Source organism: Flavitalea antarctica (assembly GCF_054461535.1).
Window position 1 is genome coordinate 456,859 of record NZ_JBTLQG010000002.1, and the last position, 19,444, is coordinate 476,302.

The following is a 19,444-nucleotide window of genomic DNA, read 5'->3' on the forward strand; positions in this document are numbered from 1 at the left end:
TGTGCTTTTAATCCATTAAAATATCCACTCGACCTCGCCAAAACTGAAGCTGCGTTCCATGGAATCTGAGACAATCAACCTGCCCTGCATATCCACTTCCTTGATAGTCGTCTGAAAAACGATCGCGCCCTGTTTCAGTTTCACCTGCTTACCCCGCATAAACAATGCCTGGTTATATTCGGTTAGAATGCCGGCATAATCAGCAGCATAAAAGTTATTCATCCGGTTCTGAACCAGCAGGCATAGCTGTTTCCCGAGTTCGGTTACTGATTTTTCGTGACCCGTAATCTGCTTCAGCGAAACTGCGCGGCTGCTGAAATCACCGAATTCTGTCTGGTTGATATTGATGCCGATTCCCGCTATTGAACACTTCCATTGTTTATCCTGTCCACCCACTATGTTTTCTATCAAAATTCCTCCTGCCTTTCTGTCACGCCAGTAAAGATCGTTTGGCCATTTAACAGCAGTTTCCTCCCCTGCGAAAGATTTATATAAATCATAACAAGCAAGTGAGATGCTGGCTGATAAGAGAAATGATTTACCTATCAAAGCGTTGCCAGGATTGAGATTGAGGCTCATGATAATGTTCTCACCAGGCCTGGAATTCCAGGTTTTCCCGCGCTGCCCTTTTCCGGCTGTTTGTTCAAGCGCAAAATACGCAGTTCCGGGGGTGGCCAATCCCGCATGAGCCTGTGCCATGGCATAGTTGTTGGTGCTATCAACGGTCGTCAGCAATATAAAAGGTTGACCGATAGTATCAAAGGTGGCAGGATATGACAAAAGATTACTATTTTTGATTTGTGCGAAATTAGAATATAGACGGAACTAAATCGTCCTTCACCTTATAACACATAATTGATCATTAAAAGTTTTGATTATTGGAACAACTTTCTAAGTTATCAACCCGCCGCAAAAGAAACGGTGTTGCCAGGTTAACGAAAAATTCAAAAATACTTAAAGCAATAATACATGCTATCCAGGAGAAGAAAGGATCAAACGTCATTTCCCTGGATCTAAGAAAAATTCCTGAAGCTGTAGCTGATTATTTTATTATCTGCGAAGCTAACAGTACAACCCAGGTCAAAGCCATCAGTGACTATGTTGAATTTTATGTAAAGCAGGTTACCGACGAGTCGCCTTATCGTCATGAAGGACAGCAGGCAGCTCATTGGGTACTTGTTGACTACATAAATGTTGTGGTGCATGTAATGCAACCAGAAACCCGAAAATTTTATAAGCTCGAGGAAATGTGGAGTGATGCACTGAGCGAAGAACATCCATAGTTGCTATCTGCTGATCGTGATTAATAGTTAAGGTTCATCAATCAAAATGAGCAGATGCCAACTCAAAAAACAATATTACAATTAAATTAAGAACCTAGGAGACCAAGAATGATGTCACAAGACGACTCAAGACAAAACGACCGTAATTTCCCCCGGTTGAGACCAAGAGATGATAATAATCCGCGTAAAGGACCCAGATTCAGCATTTATTGGATCTGGGCTATAATTTTTGCGGTGTTGGTAGGCTTTCAGATTTTTGGTTCATTTACTCCGGATGCAAAACAGATTGAATCAGAACTGGAGTTTACAGAAAAAATGCTCAAGCCAGGTGATGTAGATAAGCTGGTGCTTGTAACCAACAAAAACCTTGTCAGGGTTTATATAAAGAAAGATAGCCTCGCGAAAACTTACTATAAAGACAAACTCAGTAAAAGCTGGCCGGGCACAAAAGCAGAAGGACCGCATTTTGAATTCACCGTTACAAAAACCGATGAATTTGAGAAACGCCTGTTAGAAGTTCTGAAAGACAATCCGGCAATTGCCGATACACCTTATAAGCCGGTTATGGAAGGGGAATGGTTCGGACCTTTCCTGAATTTCCTTCTTCCCTTGCTGGTAATTGTTCTGATCTGGGTTATGCTCATGCGTAAAATGGGTGGCGGCGCAGGTGGTGGCGCCGGTCCTGGTGGAATCTTCAATATTGGTAAGTCGAAAGCTACCTTATTCGACAAAGGTGCCAAGGTAAATATCACCTTCGCGGATGTTGCTGGTCTTGATGAGGCCAAAGTAGAGGTAATGGAAATCGTTGACTTCCTAAAGAATCCTAAGAAATACACCGCACTGGGTGGAAAGATACCAAAGGGCGCATTACTGGTTGGTCCTCCGGGAACCGGTAAAACCCTGCTTGCAAAAGCGATGGCAGGTGAAGCCCAGGTGCCTTTCTTTTCAATGTCAGGTTCTGACTTTGTTGAGTTATTCGTGGGTGTTGGTGCGAGCCGTGTACGCGATCTGTTCAAACAGGCAAGGGAAAAAGCGCCATGTATCATATTTATTGATGAAATCGATGCTATCGGCCGTGCACGTGGTAAAAATGCCATCATGAGTAATGATGAAAGAGAAAGTACACTTAACCAGTTGCTGGTTGAGATGGATGGATTCAGCGGAGAAAGTGGTATTATCGTTCTTGCCGCAACCAACAGGCCTGATGTGCTTGATACTGCATTGCTCAGACCAGGAAGGTTTGACAGGCAGATCTCTATAGACAAACCAGATCTTAAAGGACGTGAACACATATTCAAGGTTCACCTGAAACCTATTAAGATCTCAACCAAGGTTGATATTCACAAGTTAGCCGAACAGACCCCTGGATTTGCAGGTGCAGATATCGCTAACGTTTGTAATGAAGCTGCCCTTATTGCGGCCCGTAAAGGGAAAGAGCATGTGGAAATGGAAGACTTCCAGGATGCAGTTGACAGAGTGATCGGTGGTCTTGAAAAGAAAAATAAAATCATCTCTCCTGAAGAGAAAAAGATCATTGCGTATCATGAAGCAGGCCACGCAATCTGTGGCTGGTATCTCGAACACGCATACCCGTTATTGAAGGTTACCATTGTTCCGAGAGGAGTTGCAGCTTTGGGTTATGCTCAATATACCCCTAAAGAACAATATTTGTATAATACAGATCAGTTGATAGAGCAGATTTGTATGACGCTTGGTGGACGTGCAAGTGAGGAGATCTTCTTCCAGAAGATATCTACCGGCGCACAAAACGATCTTCAGCAAATTACCCGGATTGCTTATTCGATGATCACTGTTTATGGTATGAATGAAAAAGTGGGTAAGGTCAGTTTTTATGATCCCGCACAGGAAGGTTCATTTACCAAACCTTATAGCGAGGAGACTTCAAGACTGATTGATGAAGAGGTAAGAAAGCTGATTGACCAGGCTTACGACAAAACCAAGAAATTACTCCAGGAAAAGAGTGAGCAGGTCAGAACGCTTGCAGAAGCATTGCTGGATAAAGAAGTATTGTTTCAGAGTGATGTTGAAAGGTTGATCGGAAAACGTCCTTTCGAAGAACGAAAAACACTGGACGTTGATGACAACAATCCGGATCATCATTCGAACGGGGCGATCAGTGAAGGTGTACCGCCTTATGACCCAAACGTCAGCAACATTCCGGCTCCCTAAATTCTGAATGACCTGATAACAGACGCACAGTTAACTTATAACAATGAATGTATCTTCCGCTAAGGAAAATATTCTAAAAAAAATACGGAAGGCGTTGACACAGTCAACGCCTCTTCCTTTTCCGAAAAGTGAGGGTGCAAGCTCTGTATTCACCCCGTCAACACAGGAACTGGAAATTGAATTCGCCGAGCAGTTTACACTGTTGCAGGGGAGATTTGTTTTTTGTCTTGATTACCGTGAGGTAGCTGAGCAACTCAAGGGTATTATTGCTTCAAACAAATGGAAGAACATTTTTTGCCGCGAGTCTGAGCTCGGCGGGCAGTTGAAGGCTGCAGGTTTTGATACTTTTGCCCCGGTTGATCTTGCGGTTTGTGATGCGGCTATTACCGGGTGTGAGTTCCTGGTTGCAAGAACCGGAAGCATAGTAATGAGCTCAGCACAGCAAAGTGGAAGAACAACCAGTGTGTACGCACCTGTGCACATATGTATAGCTCATAGCAGCCAGCTTGTATACGATATAAGAAACGGGCTGGAAATGATGAAGACAAAATATGGAAACAACCTTCCTTCCATGATCACCTTTGCTTCAGGACCCAGCAGGACCGCCGACATCGAGAAAACCCTGGTTGTTGGTGTTCATGGGCCTAAAGAAGTATTTGTATTTTTGGTAGATGGCATCTGAAATGAATATTCCCCCATCGAAAAAAATATATTTTCTATCTGACTTTCATCTTGGTGCCCCTGATCACGAAAGGAGCCTTGTGCGTGAAAAAAAAATCGTTGAATTTCTTGAAGAGATCAGGAAGGACGCAGCTTCCATTTTTATAGTTGGTGATATGTTTGACTTCTGGTACGAATACCGGAAAGTTGTCCCAAGGGGTTACGTAAGGTTGCTTGGCAAATTAGCCGAACTAACGGACCAGGGCATCCCAATTCATTTTTTTGTAGGCAATCATGATATGTGGATGAGGGACTATTTCCCAATTGAGCTCAATATTCCCGTTTACTTCGAACCCAAAGAGTTTGTTTTTAATTCCAGGCAATTTCTTGTTGGCCATGGCGACGGTCTCGGACCGGGTGATAAAGGTTATAAGTTTCTGAAAAAGATATTCAGAAATCCTGTGTGTCAGTGGTTGTTCGGTATCCTGCCGCCCGCGGTGGGAATAGGTTTAGCCGATTTCTTCAGCCGGAAAAGCCGGGAAGCGACGGCTCAGCATGACCAGGATTTCCTGGGAGAAGAAAACGAATGGCTGATCACTCACTCCCGTACAGAACTGAAAAAAAAGTTCTATGATTTCCTGATATTCGGTCATCGGCACCTACCTATCGACTTCAGACTGGATGATAAAAGCAGGTATATTAATCTTGGAGACTGGATCAATTACTTCACATATGCAGTTTTCGACGGGCAACATCTTAACCTGAAAACACGTTATCCTGAACTGGAACACAAGATCATCAGACACTAATGAACAAAATCTACCTGGCCGTTTTTTTTCTTTTGATGTCTGCACCTTTGGTGCAGGCCCAGGATACATTGTTCAGGTTGAAAAGGTCCTACCGTGGTGATATAGTTGATTTTACGGTAGACAATCTCGGAAATTGTTTTATCGTGAGCAGCAGCGGACAGATAAAAAAGCTGAATAGCGAAGGCGATTCAGCCGGAGTTTTTAATGATGTGCGTCGCTATGGTAAGTTGTTTTCAATTGATGCATCGAACCCTCTCAAGGTTTTGCTTTATTTCAAAAATTTCGGGACGGTGCTGGTGCTCGACCGCTTTCTAAATGTCAGGTCAACGATTGACCTGAGGAGACAAAATCTTTTCCAGGTCAAAACAATAGGGCAGGCTTATGATAACAATATCTGGGTTTTTGATGAGCAGGAATCCAAGTTGAAAAAAGTAGGTGATGATGGAAAAGTGATTGACCAGTCAGCCGATTTTCGCATGATCTTTGACTCAATGCCTTCGCCACAGGTTATTATCGACCAGGAAAAACTGGTTTACCTGTATGACTCGACCAAAGGTGTTTATATGTTTGACTATTACGGTGCTTTCAGGAACCGGTTGCTTTTTCAAGGCTGGTCCGATTTCACTGTGATCAATAAAACAATGTTTGGAAGAAATGGCGATTTTCTTTACCGCTATGAGCCGGGCACTTTAAATCTGCAAAAATTTCCAATCAGCCGCGGCATCCGTGATGCAAGCAAAATAAAAATTACCAATACATTCTTATACGCATTGCACGAGGGAGTGATAGAAGTATATGCGTATGGTGACGCAGGTAGTTCTCAGAAGCCTGGCACGAAATAGCGATTGCCGCACCTGGAAAAGTTAATTGTTGAGTACCTTAGCTGTCCGCATACCAATAGAATTAAATGAAAGATTTTTTCGACATAGTGATCCTGGATAACTCAATCAGAGCCTATTTGTTTGTAATCGGTTCTATTCTCCTTGCATTGATCTTTAAAAGATACTTATCAAGATACATAGCGGGCCTGTTGTTTAGATTAGTGAAACGAATAGCAATAGGGGTTGACAAGCCATCATTTGTAAATCTTGTTGTTTCGCCCCTGGAAACTTTCCTGTTGATTCTTGTTAGCCTTGTCTCCATCGAAAAGCTAAATTTTCCCAAAGTCCTCAATGTAAATATTTACCGGGTTTCTACTCACGGCATTGTGGAGGTTGTTGCGGTGATCATTTTCGTGATCTCGTTTATCTGGCTTATCCTGCGGATCATTGACTTCATAGCGATGATATTGCATCAAAAAGCTAATGCGACCGGAGATGTCAAAGAGAACCAGCTGATTGTTTTCTTCAAAGATTTTTTTAAGGCCCTGATCATTATCTGTGGGATCCTGCTGATACTGAAATATGCTTTCGGTCTGAAAATCGGAAACCTTATTACTGGTTTAAGCATTGCTACCGCTGCCATCGCGCTGTCATTGCGTGAGAGCATGGAAAACCTGATTGCATCGTTTATTATTTTCTTTGATAAACCGTTTATGACGGGGGATCTGGTTAAGGTTCAGGGGATAACCGGAACTGTTGAGAAGATCGGTTTACGAAGCACGCGCCTGCGTACCGATCAGAAGACTTTCGTAACAGTACCAAATAAGCAGATGGTCGACAGCATAATGGACAATTTATCTCTTCGGACACAAAGGCGATCTTTTGTTCAGCTGGAGCTGCATTCCTCAACTAACCATGAACAGATTGATCAGCTTGTATTATCGATTGAAAGGATCTTCCAGCTTCGGAGGACCGAGATCGAAAGCTATACTGTTTTTCTTTCAGACATAAACAAAAACGCGTTTGTAATTCACGTTGAGTTTTTTACGGCGACTATCCCGGTGGCTGACTTTAACGCGTTGAGGCAGCAAATGAACCTGGCGATTATCCAGAAGCTCGAGGATCTCGATATAAAACTGGCAACCAAGGACCAGGAAAAGAATTACGAGGTGTAAGGAACGGGAACCAGGAAAAGACCTACGCGAAGGGAGCGACTATAATAAGAAAGGGAGCGACAATAATCAGGAAAAGCATTATGACGGGTAAGGCACCAAGAAAATATTACTGGGTTTTAGGAACAGGGACGAGGTAATCATAGAGAGGTTGAAGAGGCAGCGGAGATGGAAAGTTTTACCAGGTATAAAAAGCAGTGACTCTAACTGCCCTCAAAGAGTAGCCTTTATTTCGAGGATAAATCCTTTGATTTTCTGCAACGACTGGATCATTGCAAAACGTTCAGGAGAACGTTTATTCTTTTTAAGGAAATCTTTAGCTCCTTCTATCGTGAGCTTCCTGCGCCGGAGAAGATCATGAATCAACAGCAGGTTTTTTATATCTACAGGACGAAAATGACGATCGCCTTTACGGTTTTTCCGTGGTTGAATGATGTCAAACTCAGTCTCCCAGAATCTCAGGAGTGATTGATTGACGTGAAACATCTCAGCTACTTCGCCTATCGCATAATATTGTTTTTGAAAAAGTATCTCATCCGGTGGAACATTGATCAGTTCAGCGCCATCATCAATGTTCTTCAGGGATTTTCTTCCCCGTGTTGACTTAGTCGTTTTTTCGGGGATAGGGGATGCTTCAACCTCCCCGCCTGCCTCAGGATTTGCAATTTCGTTTCCATCCTCTGCAGTGATTTCAATCTGTATGTCTTCCGGTGGCATTTGACCCTCAAATTCTGATGATCCGCGGAAAACGGGCAGGTCGTCATCTCCGGGCAACTCAGCTATCGGCTGAATATCCGCAGCTGCGGCCCTGAAAGTTTCAGCTTGCGATGCAGGCGATCCGGCATCCGGTTCTGAGAACGGTTCGGGTAATTGGGCCTGTGGAGCTTCATTACTCCCAATTTCACTTGTACCCACAGTTTCACCCGGTTCACCGAATAATCCGGGGCCTGCAGACTTATCCTTCGGTGCAGTTAATTCCTGCTGTCCTTCTTTAGTGGGATCACCTGCAGATTTTTTCAGGGATTTTATCCGCACACCAACGCCCGGATTTTCGCCTTGTTCGGGCGGATCCTGGAAAGCGAATGTGATTTGTGTGGAGTTCTTCATTATCTGGTCACTAAGGTTATTCTATACCAAATATCGTGCAATAAAGGATCATGGCAATACCGGCCACCAGGACAAAAGCCTTTAATTTCTCACAGTTTATGCAGTTTCCTCATCGCACACGATTTTGTTGGAGAGTGTTTTTTGTAGTGTGTACATGTGGATCGAATCAGCTGGTAGATACGGTATTTTTTTGAGTGATGACCGTTAAGAAAACTTCGCGGTCACCATGTACATTTTACACTCATTTTGTGCTCTGAAATTGTTGAAAACATGTGCATTTCCGTTACATTCCTGACGAAAATAAAATCAAGTATAATAAGTTGATTATAAGCATGAAAAATAGGGATAAAATCGGTTGTAAATTGCTTCCAGACCCTTATTTTACGTACCTTTGCACGAATTAATCTCACCTGATTTTTTCAATTAAATATGATAACAGAAACTAACGAAATTCTAGCCCCTGCCATCGCAGGATATGGTGCAGACAGTATTCAGGTTTTAGAGGGTTTGGAAGCAGTAAGAAAACGTCCCGCGATGTATATCGGGGACATTAGTGAGAAAGGTCTCCACCACCTGGTTTATGAAGTCGTTGATAACTCGATTGATGAAGCGCTCGCCGGTTACTGTAAAAACATCATCGTAAATATTCATGAAGATGATTCGATTTCCGTCCAGGATGACGGCCGTGGTATCCCCACCGGTATGCACCAGAAGGAAAAACGAAGTGCACTCGAAGTGGTAATGACCGTTTTACACGCTGGTGGAAAATTTGACAAAAATACCTACAAGGTTTCCGGTGGTCTCCATGGAGTCGGTGTGAGTTGCGTTAATGCGCTTAGCCAGTTATTGCAGGTGACTGTTTATCGTGAGGGAAAGATATTTGAGCAGGAATACAGGATTGGGGTTCCTCAATACCCGGTCCGGGAAATCGGGACCAGTGATCGCACTGGTACGACTGTTCATTTCTGGCCTGATACGACGATTTTTACTGCCTCAGTGTATAAGAAGGACATTCTTGAAGGAAGGTTACGTGAACTCTCTTATCTCAACAAGGGAATCACTATTATACTGAATGACCTCCGGGAAAAAGACGAGTCAGGCGCAACCTATTCCAAGAAGTTTTTCAGTGAGGGGGGAATCGTCGAGTTTGTTGAAATGCTCGATAATAATGCCGGCCGCACACCATTACTTCCAAAAGTGATCTTTGTTGAAGGAAGGGACGAATTGACCAACGTAATGGTTGAAGTTGCCTTATGTTATAATAGCAGTTACAGCGAGCATATTTATTCATACGTTAATAATATCAATACAATAGAAGGCGGAACCCATGTTTCGGGCTTCCGACGCGCTCTTACCCGCGTGTTTAAAAGCTATGGTGAAAAAGAAAACCTTTTTGAAAAGGCCAAAGTGGAGATAGAAGGCGATGATTTCAGGGAAGGGTTGAGCAGTATTATTTCTGTAAAGGTTCCTGAACCCCAGTTTGAAGGACAAACAAAAACCAAGCTGGGTAACAGCGAGGTGATGGGCGTGGTAGATACTACGGTATCCCGTGCGCTCCAGGCATTTCTTGAGGAAAATCCAAAGGACGCAAAAAACATCATCCAGAAGGTTATTCTTGCTGCCCAGGCACGTGCCGCTGCAAAAAAAGCCCGTGAGCTGGTGCAACGCAAAAGTGTGCTGAGCGGTGGTGGACTACCCGGAAAACTGGCAGACTGTTCTGACAGGGACCCCGACAGGTGCGAACTGTTCCTGGTTGAGGGAGACTCAGCAGGCGGTACTGCAAAACAAGGGCGCGACCGGAGCTTCCAGGCGATTCTTCCATTGAGAGGTAAAATACTTAACGTGGAAAAAGCAATGGAACATAAGATCTACGAAAATGAGGAAATCAGGAACATGTATACAGCGCTCGGTGTTACCGTCGGCACAACGGACGATCCCAAAGCACTCAACCTGATAAAACTCCGCTATCATAAACTGATCATCATGACCGATGCTGATGTGGATGGCAGTCACATTGCAACACTTATCCTGACCTTCATTTACCGGTACATGAAAGAACTGGTTGAGCAGGGTTATGTTTATATAGCACAACCTCCGCTATATCTTGTGAAAAAAGGCAAGGAACAAGCATATGCGTGGACGGAAGAACAACGCAAGATGTGGGTAGAAAAGCTTTCCGGTGGTAAGGAAGATAGCGTGAATATTCAGCGGTACAAAGGCCTTGGGGAAATGAACTCTGAACAACTCTGGGAGACGACTATGAACCCTGATACCCGGACACTGAAAAGAGTGACGATAGAGAGCGCTGCAGAAGCTGATCGCATCTTCAGTATGCTTATGGGTGATGAAGTAGCCCCAAGACGTGAATTCATTGAAAGTCACGCTAAATACGCCAAGCTGGATATTTAATGATAATCCGTTAGATGTATAAAGGATTGATTTTTAATGCGGTGCCTCCTGAGAGTAAAATTGATTTTATTTTATAGGCATTTTCAGGCTGGAGGTAGCTAAATTTGAGTCTTAAAATGAATTACTAACCATTTAAACAAACCATTTATGGCTAAAATAACACTCACTGCGTATAACGTGAAAACAAAGGAAAAAAATGTGCCCATCATGGACGCAGTGATTACTAAAACTGCTAAGGGAACTTATATGGCTCAGGGAAATGATGGTAAGGGCAATAAGCTTACTACATTACTCGGCGAAGCCAAAGCGCTCGAAGCTATCAAGGAAGGAGTTGCCAAGCAGGGATGGTAATCTGCCACCTGTAAGAATATTCGGCCATCCATTGTTCGGTTCAGTCAGTTCTATGGATGGCTTTTTCGTGGGTATGAATTAATTGTTTAAGCAAGGTCATTCGAAGGTGTTTTTTGTTGTTGTGACAATTCTTGTTATGACCTGATTGTTTAAGGCCGATTATCACGATTGCTTTTGTTTTGCGGGGTGCTTTTGTTGAGTGAGCCGGACATTAATGGGGCATGATAATGGTTGTGTTGTGTTAACGTTATTTGTGGCGGCAGTTAGTCGTCTTTTTAAATTACTGGTCCCGGGTGTAGACTTATTTTCTTGCAGTACTTTCAGTTTTTATCCTTTATCTCCTTTGAAGTACCCTGTGTTTTAAGCCAAACTGTATCTTTCACGATTGCATGAAAAGAGTTATCGCTGTTTTATTATTGTGCCTGCTAATCAGTCAATCTCAGGAAGTGGCTGGCCAGGTGGTGAATCCCTATCATATGAACGGAAGTGCAGTTCAGGAGAGCTGTAATTGTTATACACTCACGCCTGACCTGGGGGGCCAATCGGGTTCTGTCTGGAACGTTAACAAGATCAATCTTCAAAACTCGTTCGATTATCAGTTTGATGTATTCCTGGGCTGTACGGATCAGATGGGAGCCGATGGTATCGTGTTCGTGCTTCAACCGATAAGTGTAAGTATAGGATCCAGCGGTGAAGGCCTGGGCGTGGAAGGCGTTATGCCGTCGATCGCCGTGGAGATAGACACCTGGCAAAATTCTAATAAAAACGACCCGGCTGATGACCATATAGCCATTCATAAAAATGGTGATATACGGCACAGTTCAACCAATAATCTCGCCGGCCCTGTTACTGCTCTCGCCGGTGGTGGTAATATTGAAGATTGCAAAACACATAGTTTTCGCATAACCTGGAACGCCGCGACAAAAAAGATCAAAGCACAGATCGATGGCGTTGACCGGGTTGAAGCAACTATAGACATGGTCAAAGATCTCTTTAACGGCGATCCCATGGTCTTCTGGGGATTTACCGGTGCTACCGGGGGATCAAAGAACCTGCAGCGCTTCTGTACGTCGTTAAATGCAGCCTTTACGATGCCGAAAGACCTGAAAACATGTTTCCCCGTCACTATACCTTTCCAGGACAGTTCAACTTCTTTTGGAGACATCGTTAAGTGGCATTGGGATTTCGGCGATGGAACCAATTCCTCTCTTCAGAATCCACCATCCCACACCTATGCCCGTCCGGGTAATTACGATATTAAACTCAGTATCCTGGGTAATAACGGTTGCCCTTCGGACACTTTCAAACAGCGGGTAGTGGTAGGTTCGATCCCGGTAGCAGACTTCGAGCTGGACCCGGGAATTCTGTGTGACAGCCTTCCCGTATTTTTCCGTGATAAATCGACCATTGAATTTGGCACTATTGATAAATGGGACTGGAGCATAAGTGGCAGGGGTTACACAGCAGCAACCCCCGGACCCCTGGTATTCGGAAACACCGGGCCAGGAAATTCGAGTCTCACAGTATCGACCAAAGAAGGTTGTATATCGCCGCCCGTTTTGAAAAACTTCGAGGTTTTCAAACGTCCTGACATCAGCTTTAGTTTTAATGATGTATGTAAAGGCGACGCAGTGATCTTTAATGCTGTCAACAGCAACCCGGCTGTACAGATCCGCGACTGGAACTGGAGCTTTGGAGACGGAGGACAGGTAAAAGGAGGTAGTTCGGTGAGCCATATGTATAAAACAGGCGGCAACTATCTATCTTCTGTATATGCAACCAGCGCGCAGGGTTGCAGCAGTTTTCGGCTTACCGATTCCGTTCATGTGTATGAGACTAACGCTAACGCAGGTCCGGACACTATTTTGGCTACGGGTCAATCTTACCAGTTAAGGGGAAGTGGAGGTGATTTATATTCCTGGTCCCCGGCTTTTGGGCTGAGTGACCCCGCAGTGGCAAACCCGACGATCACACCGGACCAGAATGTAACGCTTACGCTGACAGCCAGCACGTCTTTTGGCTGTGCAACAACCGACGAAGTGAAGATCAGGGTATTCAACGGGCCCGCGATCCATGTTCCTAATGCTTTTACACCAAATAATGACGGGAAAAATGACCGGTTCCGCCCCATTGCAGTCGGTCTCAACCAGGTGTTATACTTCCAGGTATATAACAGGTATGGACAACTCGTTTTTTCGTCGCTTGATACCTTTAGTGGTTGGGATGGTACAATGAACGGAAAGGATCAACCCTCGGGAACTTATGTGTGGAAAGTAGCAGGTATTGATTACAATGGTCAGCAACAGTTGAAAAAAGGAACAATAACATTGATCCGGTAGTTGACCCTTTATGTATTGGGTTAATAGTCTGTTTTGGGTTAGCGGTCGCCATCTACAGGTACGCGTTGCCGTTAGTTTGCTATAATTTCGTCAATAAATATCCAGCTTTTGGAACCTTTTGACGGGTGCCAGGCCGGTATTTTTCCGACGTTTTTCACTTTCACAACCAAATATCTCAGCGACTGCTTTGGAAAATTCAAGGATAGCGTCTTTCGGACAGCCCCTTTTTGAAGGCCTGTTTCACGGCTTGAAACAATGCCGAGTTTTTTGAGCCTTTTGCCGTCTGGCGAAGCAATCCACGCTTCAAATTGTGCCGGGGCAATGACGAACGAACCATGATTGACGAGATAGGAAACGGATAAGCCTGAAATGCTACTGTTAGTTCCCAGGTCGAGCCAGGCATCCATATCATTTCCTTCATAACCAATATAGTTTTCATCTGGCCCATCGATAGCACCTCTTTTAAAATCTATTAGTGAACTGTCGCCTTTGCCAGGATAACGTTTATCTGGTGGAAGGTCAAGTTTTGATGCTGCAAATTTCATTGATGCCTTTTCAAACTTATAGCTGAGTACTTTACTCGCCTGCCAGCCTGTTCGCATGGCTATAACTTTCAGAATTGCGGAACTATCAACAGAAAACGGGCCCCGATACAAATTTGAAGTGCTGTCCGGTTCCTGGCCGTTCAGTGTATAATACATGTTCACTCCCTTCAGCCTATAAGTCATCTTTACCATAGCCTGCGTCACGAACATGTTGCTATCGATAGTAACTTCCGGGTCGGTAAGTTTGCCACGATAAGATGTATCGGTAGACAGATCTGGAGTGTACCCCACACTAATAGCAGGTTTCTTTTTTCTTAATACGGCTATACGGTCAACCTTAACGTCTGTTTCGTATAGATATAACCTCGTCAGGCTTTTGATTTTTGCGGCGATGTCAAGCACCGCATCGGTCACTTTCGTATTTGAAACATTCAGGTATTCCAGGTATTTCAGGCCTGCTATTGCACTCACGGCACTATCATTAATGTTGCTGTTCTCAAAATGTAAAGCACGCAGATGATGAAATCCGGCAATCATTTTTACCTGTTCATAGGTGATATTTGAATGGCTGAGATTTATGCTGGTAACCTGGTCCCTGAGCGGTAACAGTTCTTCAATTTCCTTGTTACTTATTTTCTTTCTGTTAGCGAGGAAGATGCTGATGTATGGCTTTTCCAGAGAAAGTTGCTTTACACCACGATCGTTATTATTGAGTTTATTGATCAGGTCTATGTCGGCAAAATCAATGTCCAACTGATCAAGCGCCGAACCGGCATCATATTTAGCACGAACTATTTTTGTTATCGAGTCAGGACTTTTTGCATCTTTAAATTTCTGATCTGGATTGGCGCCCGAGCTGATCCACCATCTAATAAGCGCGATTTCACCGGCATCAGGTTGAGGTTTGCCTTCTGGTGGCATGTGGCGATCGTCATTTGCCGGCAATAGCAGGAGATTGTAAAGGGCCGAGCTGTCCGCATTGCCTGCCAGGAGGACCGGTCCGTTTTCCCCGCCCTTGAGCAAGTCTTTATAACTGGTTAACAGGAGTTCACCCTTTCTTTTGTTTGGATTATGGCAGCCGATACATTTATCATCAAATATTGGTTGCACTATATCCTCAAAAACAACTGCTTCATTGATGTTTTTGATTTTTTTTGTTTTTGACATCAACGGCGCGGTAATAAAATCATCGCCATGAGTTACAGAAGATCCAAGATGGCCGGTGACTATAAGCATGATACAACCGGCAATCAGTACCGGGAAATAGTAAAGCTTTTTTATGCTTCGTAACCATGATAACAAGCCAGCTATAAGTGACGTTATTATGCCTGACACTTTGTGCCAGTAGAGATCATTGGAATTTTCATATCCTCCACCATACAAAAGAAAAAATCCACACAGGGCAGCGAGTACAGCAGTGAATGCAGTTATGCCTAACAGCAGATCTATCGTGTCACCCGATGGGTGACCAACAGTAGTTTCGGGGTTGCGTCTTCGCCCACCAACATGGAGTATCTCAAGAAGCGCAATCAACAATAGCATTGCAATCGGAAAATGCAGTATCATGGGATGAAGCCGGCCGGCCACCTTGATCCATGGAGGTAGTTGTTGAATGCCGGATTCAAATAACCAAAGAAAGACGAGCATGATGTTCAGGACGAGGCTCGCCGACAGTAAGATGTTTTTTATTTTAACCATTCAGGTAAAGGATCATTTATGCTTTTCACTTGGTTCGCGTGATCTTTACCTTGTTAAGTAAACAGATCGTTAACTACTTTTCCACTCACGTCGGTCAATCTATATCGCCGGCCCTGGTGTTTGAATACAAGCTTTTCGTGGTTAAGACCGAGGAGGTGCATAACAGTGGCCTGAAAATCGTGAACATGAACGGGATCTTTTACAACGTTGTAACCGAATTCATCAGTTTCACCATAAACAAATCCTGGCTTCACGCCCGCTCCCGCCATCCAGACGGTAAAGCATCTTGGATGATGATCTCTTCCGTAATCATCAACAGATAGTTTGCCCTGGCAATAGTTTGTCCGGCCAAATTCTCCACCCCAGATCACTAATGTATCATCGAGTAATCCGCGCTGTTCGAGGTCCATAATCAAGGCAGCAGAAGGCTGATCAGTATCCCTGGACAGATTGCGGATATCTCTTGGTAAACTGCCATGCTGGTCCCATCCCATATGATAAAGCTGCACAAAACGAACACCTCTTTCGGCGAGTCTTCTTGCCTGGATGCAGTTTGCAGCAAAGGTTCCCGGTTTCATTGAATCGGGTCCGTATAGTTTGAAGACATGTTCGGGTTCATCGTTGATGTCCATAACTTCCGGAACAGAAGTTTGCATACGATAAGCCATTTCATATTGGGCTATTCTTGTTGCAATTTCCGGATCCTGGAACTCTGCCAGTTGCAGGTGATTCAGTTCGGCAATCTTGTCCAGCATGTTCCGCCGGGTTATTTTGTCGAGTCCTTCGGGATCCTGCAGGTATAAAACAGGATCTTTTGCTGAACGGAACTGAACTCCCTGGTGAATTGAATCGAGAAATCCGCTACCCCAGATTCTTGAAGCCAGCGGTTGGATGTTGCCTTTTCCACGTGATAGAAAAACACAAAACCCGGGAAGGTTTTTGTTTTCGCTGCCAAGTCCATAACTGAGCCATGATCCCATACTTGGTCTTCCGGGTTGTTGGCTGCCTGTCTGGAAAAATGTGACTGCAGGATCATGATTGATCGCTTCAGTGTGCATTGACTTTACAAAACAAATCTTATCGACTATTTTCGAAGTGTAGGGCATAAGTTCGCTTACCCATGCACGTGACTCGCCATATTGATTGAATTTGAAAAGTGATCCGGCGAGCGGAAATTCTTTCTGACTGGCCGTCATCCCGGTAAGCCGTTGACCCATGCGTATGGAAGCCGGCAGGTCTTCACCCTGCATCTTGTTTAATAAGGGCTTATAATCGAAAAGATCAAGCTGTGAAGGCGCACCGCTCTGGAACAGGTAAATCACTCTTTTTGCACGTGGAGCAAAGTGAGAGATACCTGCAGGCAATTTATCCTCTTCCGCTTTGCCGAAGAGGTCAGGAATCAGCAGGGATCCCAGTGCCGCTCCGCCAATACCCAGGCTCAGCTTGGAGAGAAAGTGACGGCGGTTAACATTTAGTTTCTGTTCCAGTATTTCCTTTTCCATCTCGTTTGCATTTATCAGGACCTGGAAATGGTTTCATCCAGGTTATATATTGTTTGTATGGTGAGCATCATTGCAGCTGCGTTTGCGGCATTTATCCTTGAATCAATTTTATGATGCCCGGTCTTCAACACTGCCGTTGCTGCTTTTAAATCACCTTTATATTTTTTCAATTCTGCGTTGTAGAATTGTTCGAGTATATCGATCTCATTCGCCTTTGCAGTTCTCGAAGTTATTAATCTGAATGCTTCTGTGATTGCGAGCCTGCTGTCATTGTTATTTTTTACCAGCAGCCTGGAGCCGAGAACCCTTGAAGCTTCCATTATCTGTGGATCGTTCAGTAATACCAGCGCCTGCAACGGCGTACTCGTACGTGTACGTCTTACCTCGCAAATTTCCTTCATTGGATTGTCGAAGGTTATCATAGCTGGCGGAGGCACCGTTCTTCTCCAGTACGTGTATAAGCTTCGCCGGTAAACAAGGTTGCCCGTGTCTATTATATATGATGTTTCGCCACGATAACCACTTTTGTCGCCAACTGAAACGCCTTCCCAGATTCCTTCGGGTTGATAAGGTTTCACACTTGGTCCGCCAATTTCCGGATTTAACAACCCTGAAGTTGCGAGCGCATTGTCCCGGATCATTTCAGCGTTCATCCGGTACCTTGTTGAATGCGAGAGATAGATATTTTCAGGATCAATTTCGCGCACTTCTGCAGAAGCGGTTGAGGATTGACGGTAGGTAGCTGACATAACCATTTTCCGAATGAGCTTTTTGATATCCCACCCGCTTTCGCGGAAGTCCACAGCAAGCCAGTCAAGCAAATCCGGATGAGACGGAATTGATCCCTGGTTGCCAAAATCCTCTGAAGTTGCCACCAGTCCCTTTCCGAAAATTTCCTGCCATATCCTGTTAACCATTACACCCGCGGTGAGCGGATTTTTTTCATCGAAAAGCCATTGGGATAATCCAAGCCTGTTTTTTGGGAGCCCTGGTTTCAATGGAAGTATTGAATTAGGCACGTCTGGTGTTACTTCTTCGCCATGAGCATCATAGGCCCCCCGATTGAGCACATAGGATTTACGAATGCCGGGTTCTTCCTTCATCACCATCTGCAGTATCGTATCTTTCTCGGACCTGATCACCCGGTTTGCGTTCAGGAACTTCAGCTCGCCTTCCAGGTCGCGTTTAGAGATGGGCATATAAGGTTCGGGAGTGCGCAGGTTTAATACAAACCCCGTTTCCTTGAGATTGTTAAAAAACGCATACAGGCTGAAGTAATCTTTTTGGGTGATGGGATCATATTTGTGATCGTGACAACGGCTGCACTCCATGGATACGCTAATAAAAGCTTTTCCAAAAGTATTTGCCCTGTCAGCCACATATTCAACCCGGTACTCTTCATCAACAATACCGCCTTCCTGGCTGATCTTATGATTACGGTTAAATGCAGACGCCAGCAACTGCTCCTTGTTTGCATCCGGAAGAAGATCGCCGGCAAGCTGCCATGTGACAAACTTATCATACGGCATATTCTCATTGAACGCCTTGATTACCCAATCCCGCCAGGGCCACATCACCCGCGGAAGATCATCCTGGTAACCATGCGTGTCGCCGTACCTTGCAACATCCAGCCAGTAGTTTGTCCATCTTTCTCCATATGCCGGGGACTTCAGGAGTGAATCAACTAACCGCTCATAGGCATCAGGGCGATTGTCTTTCAAAAACCTTTCAGTCATCTCAAGAGAGGGTGGCAGACCAGTCAGATCAAAAGACACTCTTCTGATCAATCTTTCCCTGTCGGCTTCCTTTGATTGCCTGAGACCCTTTTTTATGGCCCTGTCTATAATAAACTGATCAATTTCATTTACAACTACTCCGTCATCGGGATCAATTGCAGGAGGCTGCACTTTTTGCGGAAGAAGGAAAGCCCAGTGTTTTTTATATTTTCCTCCCTGTGCCACCCATCTTTTCAACAGGTACTTTTCATCATCGTTCAGACTAAGATTTGACTCAGGCGGGGGCATCATGTACTGAGGATCTGTGGAAAGGACACGTTTGACCAGTTCACTCTGGTCGGGGTTGCCGGGAACTATTGCATGAACGCCGGGATTGTTCTTCAATGCAGCATAAGCGTTTTCTTCGATATCGAGCCGGAGATCAGCTTTCCGGTTATTCGGATCAGGTCCGTGACATTTAAAGCAGCGATCAGACAAGATAGGTTTGATATCAAAATTGAAATCAACCAGGCCCGCAGTCCGGGAGCTTTCGTCCTTTTTATCAAAACAGCTGACCACCAGCAAAATTGTCGCTACCAGCGCAGTAGTAACAAAAGAAATTCGTTTCATCCGTTCAATTTTATTTTTGCCGGAGCCGACCGCCTTAAACCTGGTGGCAGAGCTGTTATCCCGCATGGCAGGAGGAGATCTGTTGCACCCAAAGTCAGGGGAGGGGAGAACGCCATTCAAACCTTAAACCGTACCGCACGCGGGCAAAGATTACAAAGTTTCTTTGGTCGTTTCATATGGCAACTGTCATTATCGTTACCTCATAAAGATAAC

14 protein-coding genes are annotated in these 19,444 nt (G+C 44.5%); 9 read left to right on the forward strand and 5 right to left on the reverse strand.

Translation table 11 applies throughout. The annotated features are described in order from the left end of the window. Window positions 1-15: 15 nt before the first annotated feature. Complete coding sequence (locus ACX0G7_RS04320; RefSeq protein WP_458922198.1) at window positions 16-780, reverse strand: biotin--[acetyl-CoA-carboxylase] ligase; 765 nt, start codon at window positions 778-780, stop codon at window positions 16-18. A gap of 98 nt (window positions 781-878) precedes the next feature. Here ACX0G7_RS04320 and rsfS point away from each other — a divergent pair, with 98 nt between their 5' ends. The 6 genes from rsfS to ACX0G7_RS04350 all read left to right on the forward strand — a co-directional run bounded on the left by rsfS (window position 879) and on the right by ACX0G7_RS04350 (window position 6,938). Next, entirely contained in the window at window positions 879-1,283 is a 405-nt protein-coding gene (gene rsfS / locus ACX0G7_RS04325; protein WP_458922199.1) for a ribosome silencing factor, read from the forward strand. Between the two features lie 111 nt (window positions 1,284-1,394). Next, window positions 1,395-3,473 carry an ATP-dependent zinc metalloprotease FtsH gene (ftsH, locus tag ACX0G7_RS04330; RefSeq protein WP_458922229.1) on the forward strand — a complete coding sequence of 693 codons (2,079 nt, stop codon included), beginning with the start codon at window positions 1,395-1,397 and terminating at the stop codon, window positions 3,471-3,473. 43 nt (window positions 3,474-3,516) lie between these two features. Further along, entirely contained in the window at window positions 3,517-4,155 is a 639-nt protein-coding gene (locus tag ACX0G7_RS04335) for a LutC/YkgG family protein (RefSeq protein WP_458922200.1), read from the forward strand. Continuing rightward, window positions 4,145-4,942: a UDP-2,3-diacylglucosamine diphosphatase gene (locus ACX0G7_RS04340; protein ID WP_458922201.1), complete on the forward strand. Its 798-nt coding sequence runs from the start codon at window positions 4,145-4,147 to the stop codon at window positions 4,940-4,942. Before ACX0G7_RS04335 ends, ACX0G7_RS04340 begins: the two co-directional genes overlap by 11 nt. After that, window positions 4,942-5,784 (forward strand): hypothetical protein, encoded by an 843-nt coding sequence (locus ACX0G7_RS04345; RefSeq protein ID WP_458922202.1) that lies wholly within the window; start codon window positions 4,942-4,944, stop codon window positions 5,782-5,784. Before ACX0G7_RS04340 ends, ACX0G7_RS04345 begins: the two co-directional genes overlap by 1 nt. 65 nt (window positions 5,785-5,849) lie before the next feature. Then, window positions 5,850-6,938 (forward strand): mechanosensitive ion channel family protein, encoded by a 1,089-nt coding sequence (locus ACX0G7_RS04350; protein ID WP_458922203.1) that lies wholly within the window; start codon window positions 5,850-5,852, stop codon window positions 6,936-6,938. Window positions 6,939-7,148: 210 nt separating this feature from the next. On the opposite strand, the gene ACX0G7_RS04355 is transcribed toward ACX0G7_RS04350, so the two are convergent. Then, window positions 7,149-8,042, reverse strand: a complete 894-nt coding sequence (locus ACX0G7_RS04355) for a MerR family transcriptional regulator (RefSeq protein ID WP_458922204.1) — start codon at window positions 8,040-8,042, stop codon at window positions 7,149-7,151. Window positions 8,043-8,471: 429 nt separating this feature from the next. On the opposite strand from ACX0G7_RS04355, the gene gyrB reads away from it, so the two are divergent. From gyrB to ACX0G7_RS04370, 3 genes are all read left to right on the forward strand, one after another. Beyond that, window positions 8,472-10,451 (forward strand): DNA topoisomerase (ATP-hydrolyzing) subunit B, encoded by a 1,980-nt coding sequence (gene gyrB, locus ACX0G7_RS04360; protein ID WP_458922205.1) that lies wholly within the window; start codon window positions 8,472-8,474, stop codon window positions 10,449-10,451. A gap of 147 nt (window positions 10,452-10,598) precedes the next feature. After that, the gene (locus tag ACX0G7_RS04365; protein ID WP_458922206.1) at window positions 10,599-10,802 is read left to right on the forward strand and encodes a hypothetical protein; all 204 of its coding nucleotides are present in this window, start codon (window positions 10,599-10,601) and stop codon (window positions 10,800-10,802) included. Between the two features lie 389 nt (window positions 10,803-11,191). Next, window positions 11,192-13,141 carry a lectin-like domain-containing protein gene (locus ACX0G7_RS04370; protein ID WP_458922207.1) on the forward strand — a complete coding sequence of 650 codons (1,950 nt, stop codon included), beginning with the start codon at window positions 11,192-11,194 and terminating at the stop codon, window positions 13,139-13,141. A 71-nt stretch (window positions 13,142-13,212) separates the two neighbouring features. Here the strand turns inward: ACX0G7_RS04370 and ACX0G7_RS04375 are convergent, their stop codons facing one another. From ACX0G7_RS04375 to ACX0G7_RS04385, 3 genes are read right to left on the reverse strand one after another with little or no spacing between them, the layout of a single operon-like run. Next, window positions 13,213-15,384 carry an FN3 associated domain-containing protein gene (locus tag ACX0G7_RS04375; RefSeq protein ID WP_458922208.1) on the reverse strand — a complete coding sequence of 724 codons (2,172 nt, stop codon included), beginning with the start codon at window positions 15,382-15,384 and terminating at the stop codon, window positions 13,213-13,215. 53 nt (window positions 15,385-15,437) lie between these two features. Beyond that, complete coding sequence (locus ACX0G7_RS04380; protein WP_458922209.1) at window positions 15,438-16,886, reverse strand: DUF1501 domain-containing protein; 1,449 nt, start codon at window positions 16,884-16,886, stop codon at window positions 15,438-15,440. Window positions 16,887-16,900: 14 nt separating this feature from the next. Further along, window positions 16,901-19,231, reverse strand: coding sequence for a PSD1 and planctomycete cytochrome C domain-containing protein (locus tag ACX0G7_RS04385; protein ID WP_458922210.1), 2,331 nt, complete (start codon window positions 19,229-19,231; stop codon window positions 16,901-16,903). Window positions 19,232-19,444: the final 213 nt, after the last annotated feature.

Coding starts and splice junctions, on each gene's coding strand:
- ftsH (WP_458922229.1), top strand. CDS start 1,395: ATGTCACAAGACGACTCAAGACAAAACGACCGTAATTTCCCCCGGTTG.
- ACX0G7_RS04335 (WP_458922200.1), top strand. CDS start 3,517: ATGAATGTATCTTCCGCTAAGGAAAATATTCTAAAAAAAATACGGAAG.
- ACX0G7_RS04340 (WP_458922201.1), top strand. CDS start 4,145: ATGGCATCTGAAATGAATATTCCCCCATCGAAAAAAATATATTTTCTA.
- ACX0G7_RS04345 (WP_458922202.1), top strand. CDS start 4,942: ATGAACAAAATCTACCTGGCCGTTTTTTTTCTTTTGATGTCTGCACCT.
- ACX0G7_RS04350 (WP_458922203.1), top strand. CDS start 5,850: ATGAAAGATTTTTTCGACATAGTGATCCTGGATAACTCAATCAGAGCC.
- ACX0G7_RS04355 (WP_458922204.1), bottom strand. CDS start 8,042: ATGAAGAACTCCACACAAATCACATTCGCTTTCCAGGATCCGCCCGAA.
- gyrB (WP_458922205.1), top strand. CDS start 8,472: ATGATAACAGAAACTAACGAAATTCTAGCCCCTGCCATCGCAGGATAT.
- ACX0G7_RS04365 (WP_458922206.1), top strand. CDS start 10,599: ATGGCTAAAATAACACTCACTGCGTATAACGTGAAAACAAAGGAAAAA.
- ACX0G7_RS04370 (WP_458922207.1), top strand. CDS start 11,192: ATGAAAAGAGTTATCGCTGTTTTATTATTGTGCCTGCTAATCAGTCAA.
- ACX0G7_RS04375 (WP_458922208.1), bottom strand. CDS start 15,384: ATGGTTAAAATAAAAAACATCTTACTGTCGGCGAGCCTCGTCCTGAAC.
- ACX0G7_RS04380 (WP_458922209.1), bottom strand. CDS start 16,886: ATGGAAAAGGAAATACTGGAACAGAAACTAAATGTTAACCGCCGTCAC.
- ACX0G7_RS04385 (WP_458922210.1), bottom strand. CDS start 19,231: ATGAAACGAATTTCTTTTGTTACTACTGCGCTGGTAGCGACAATTTTG.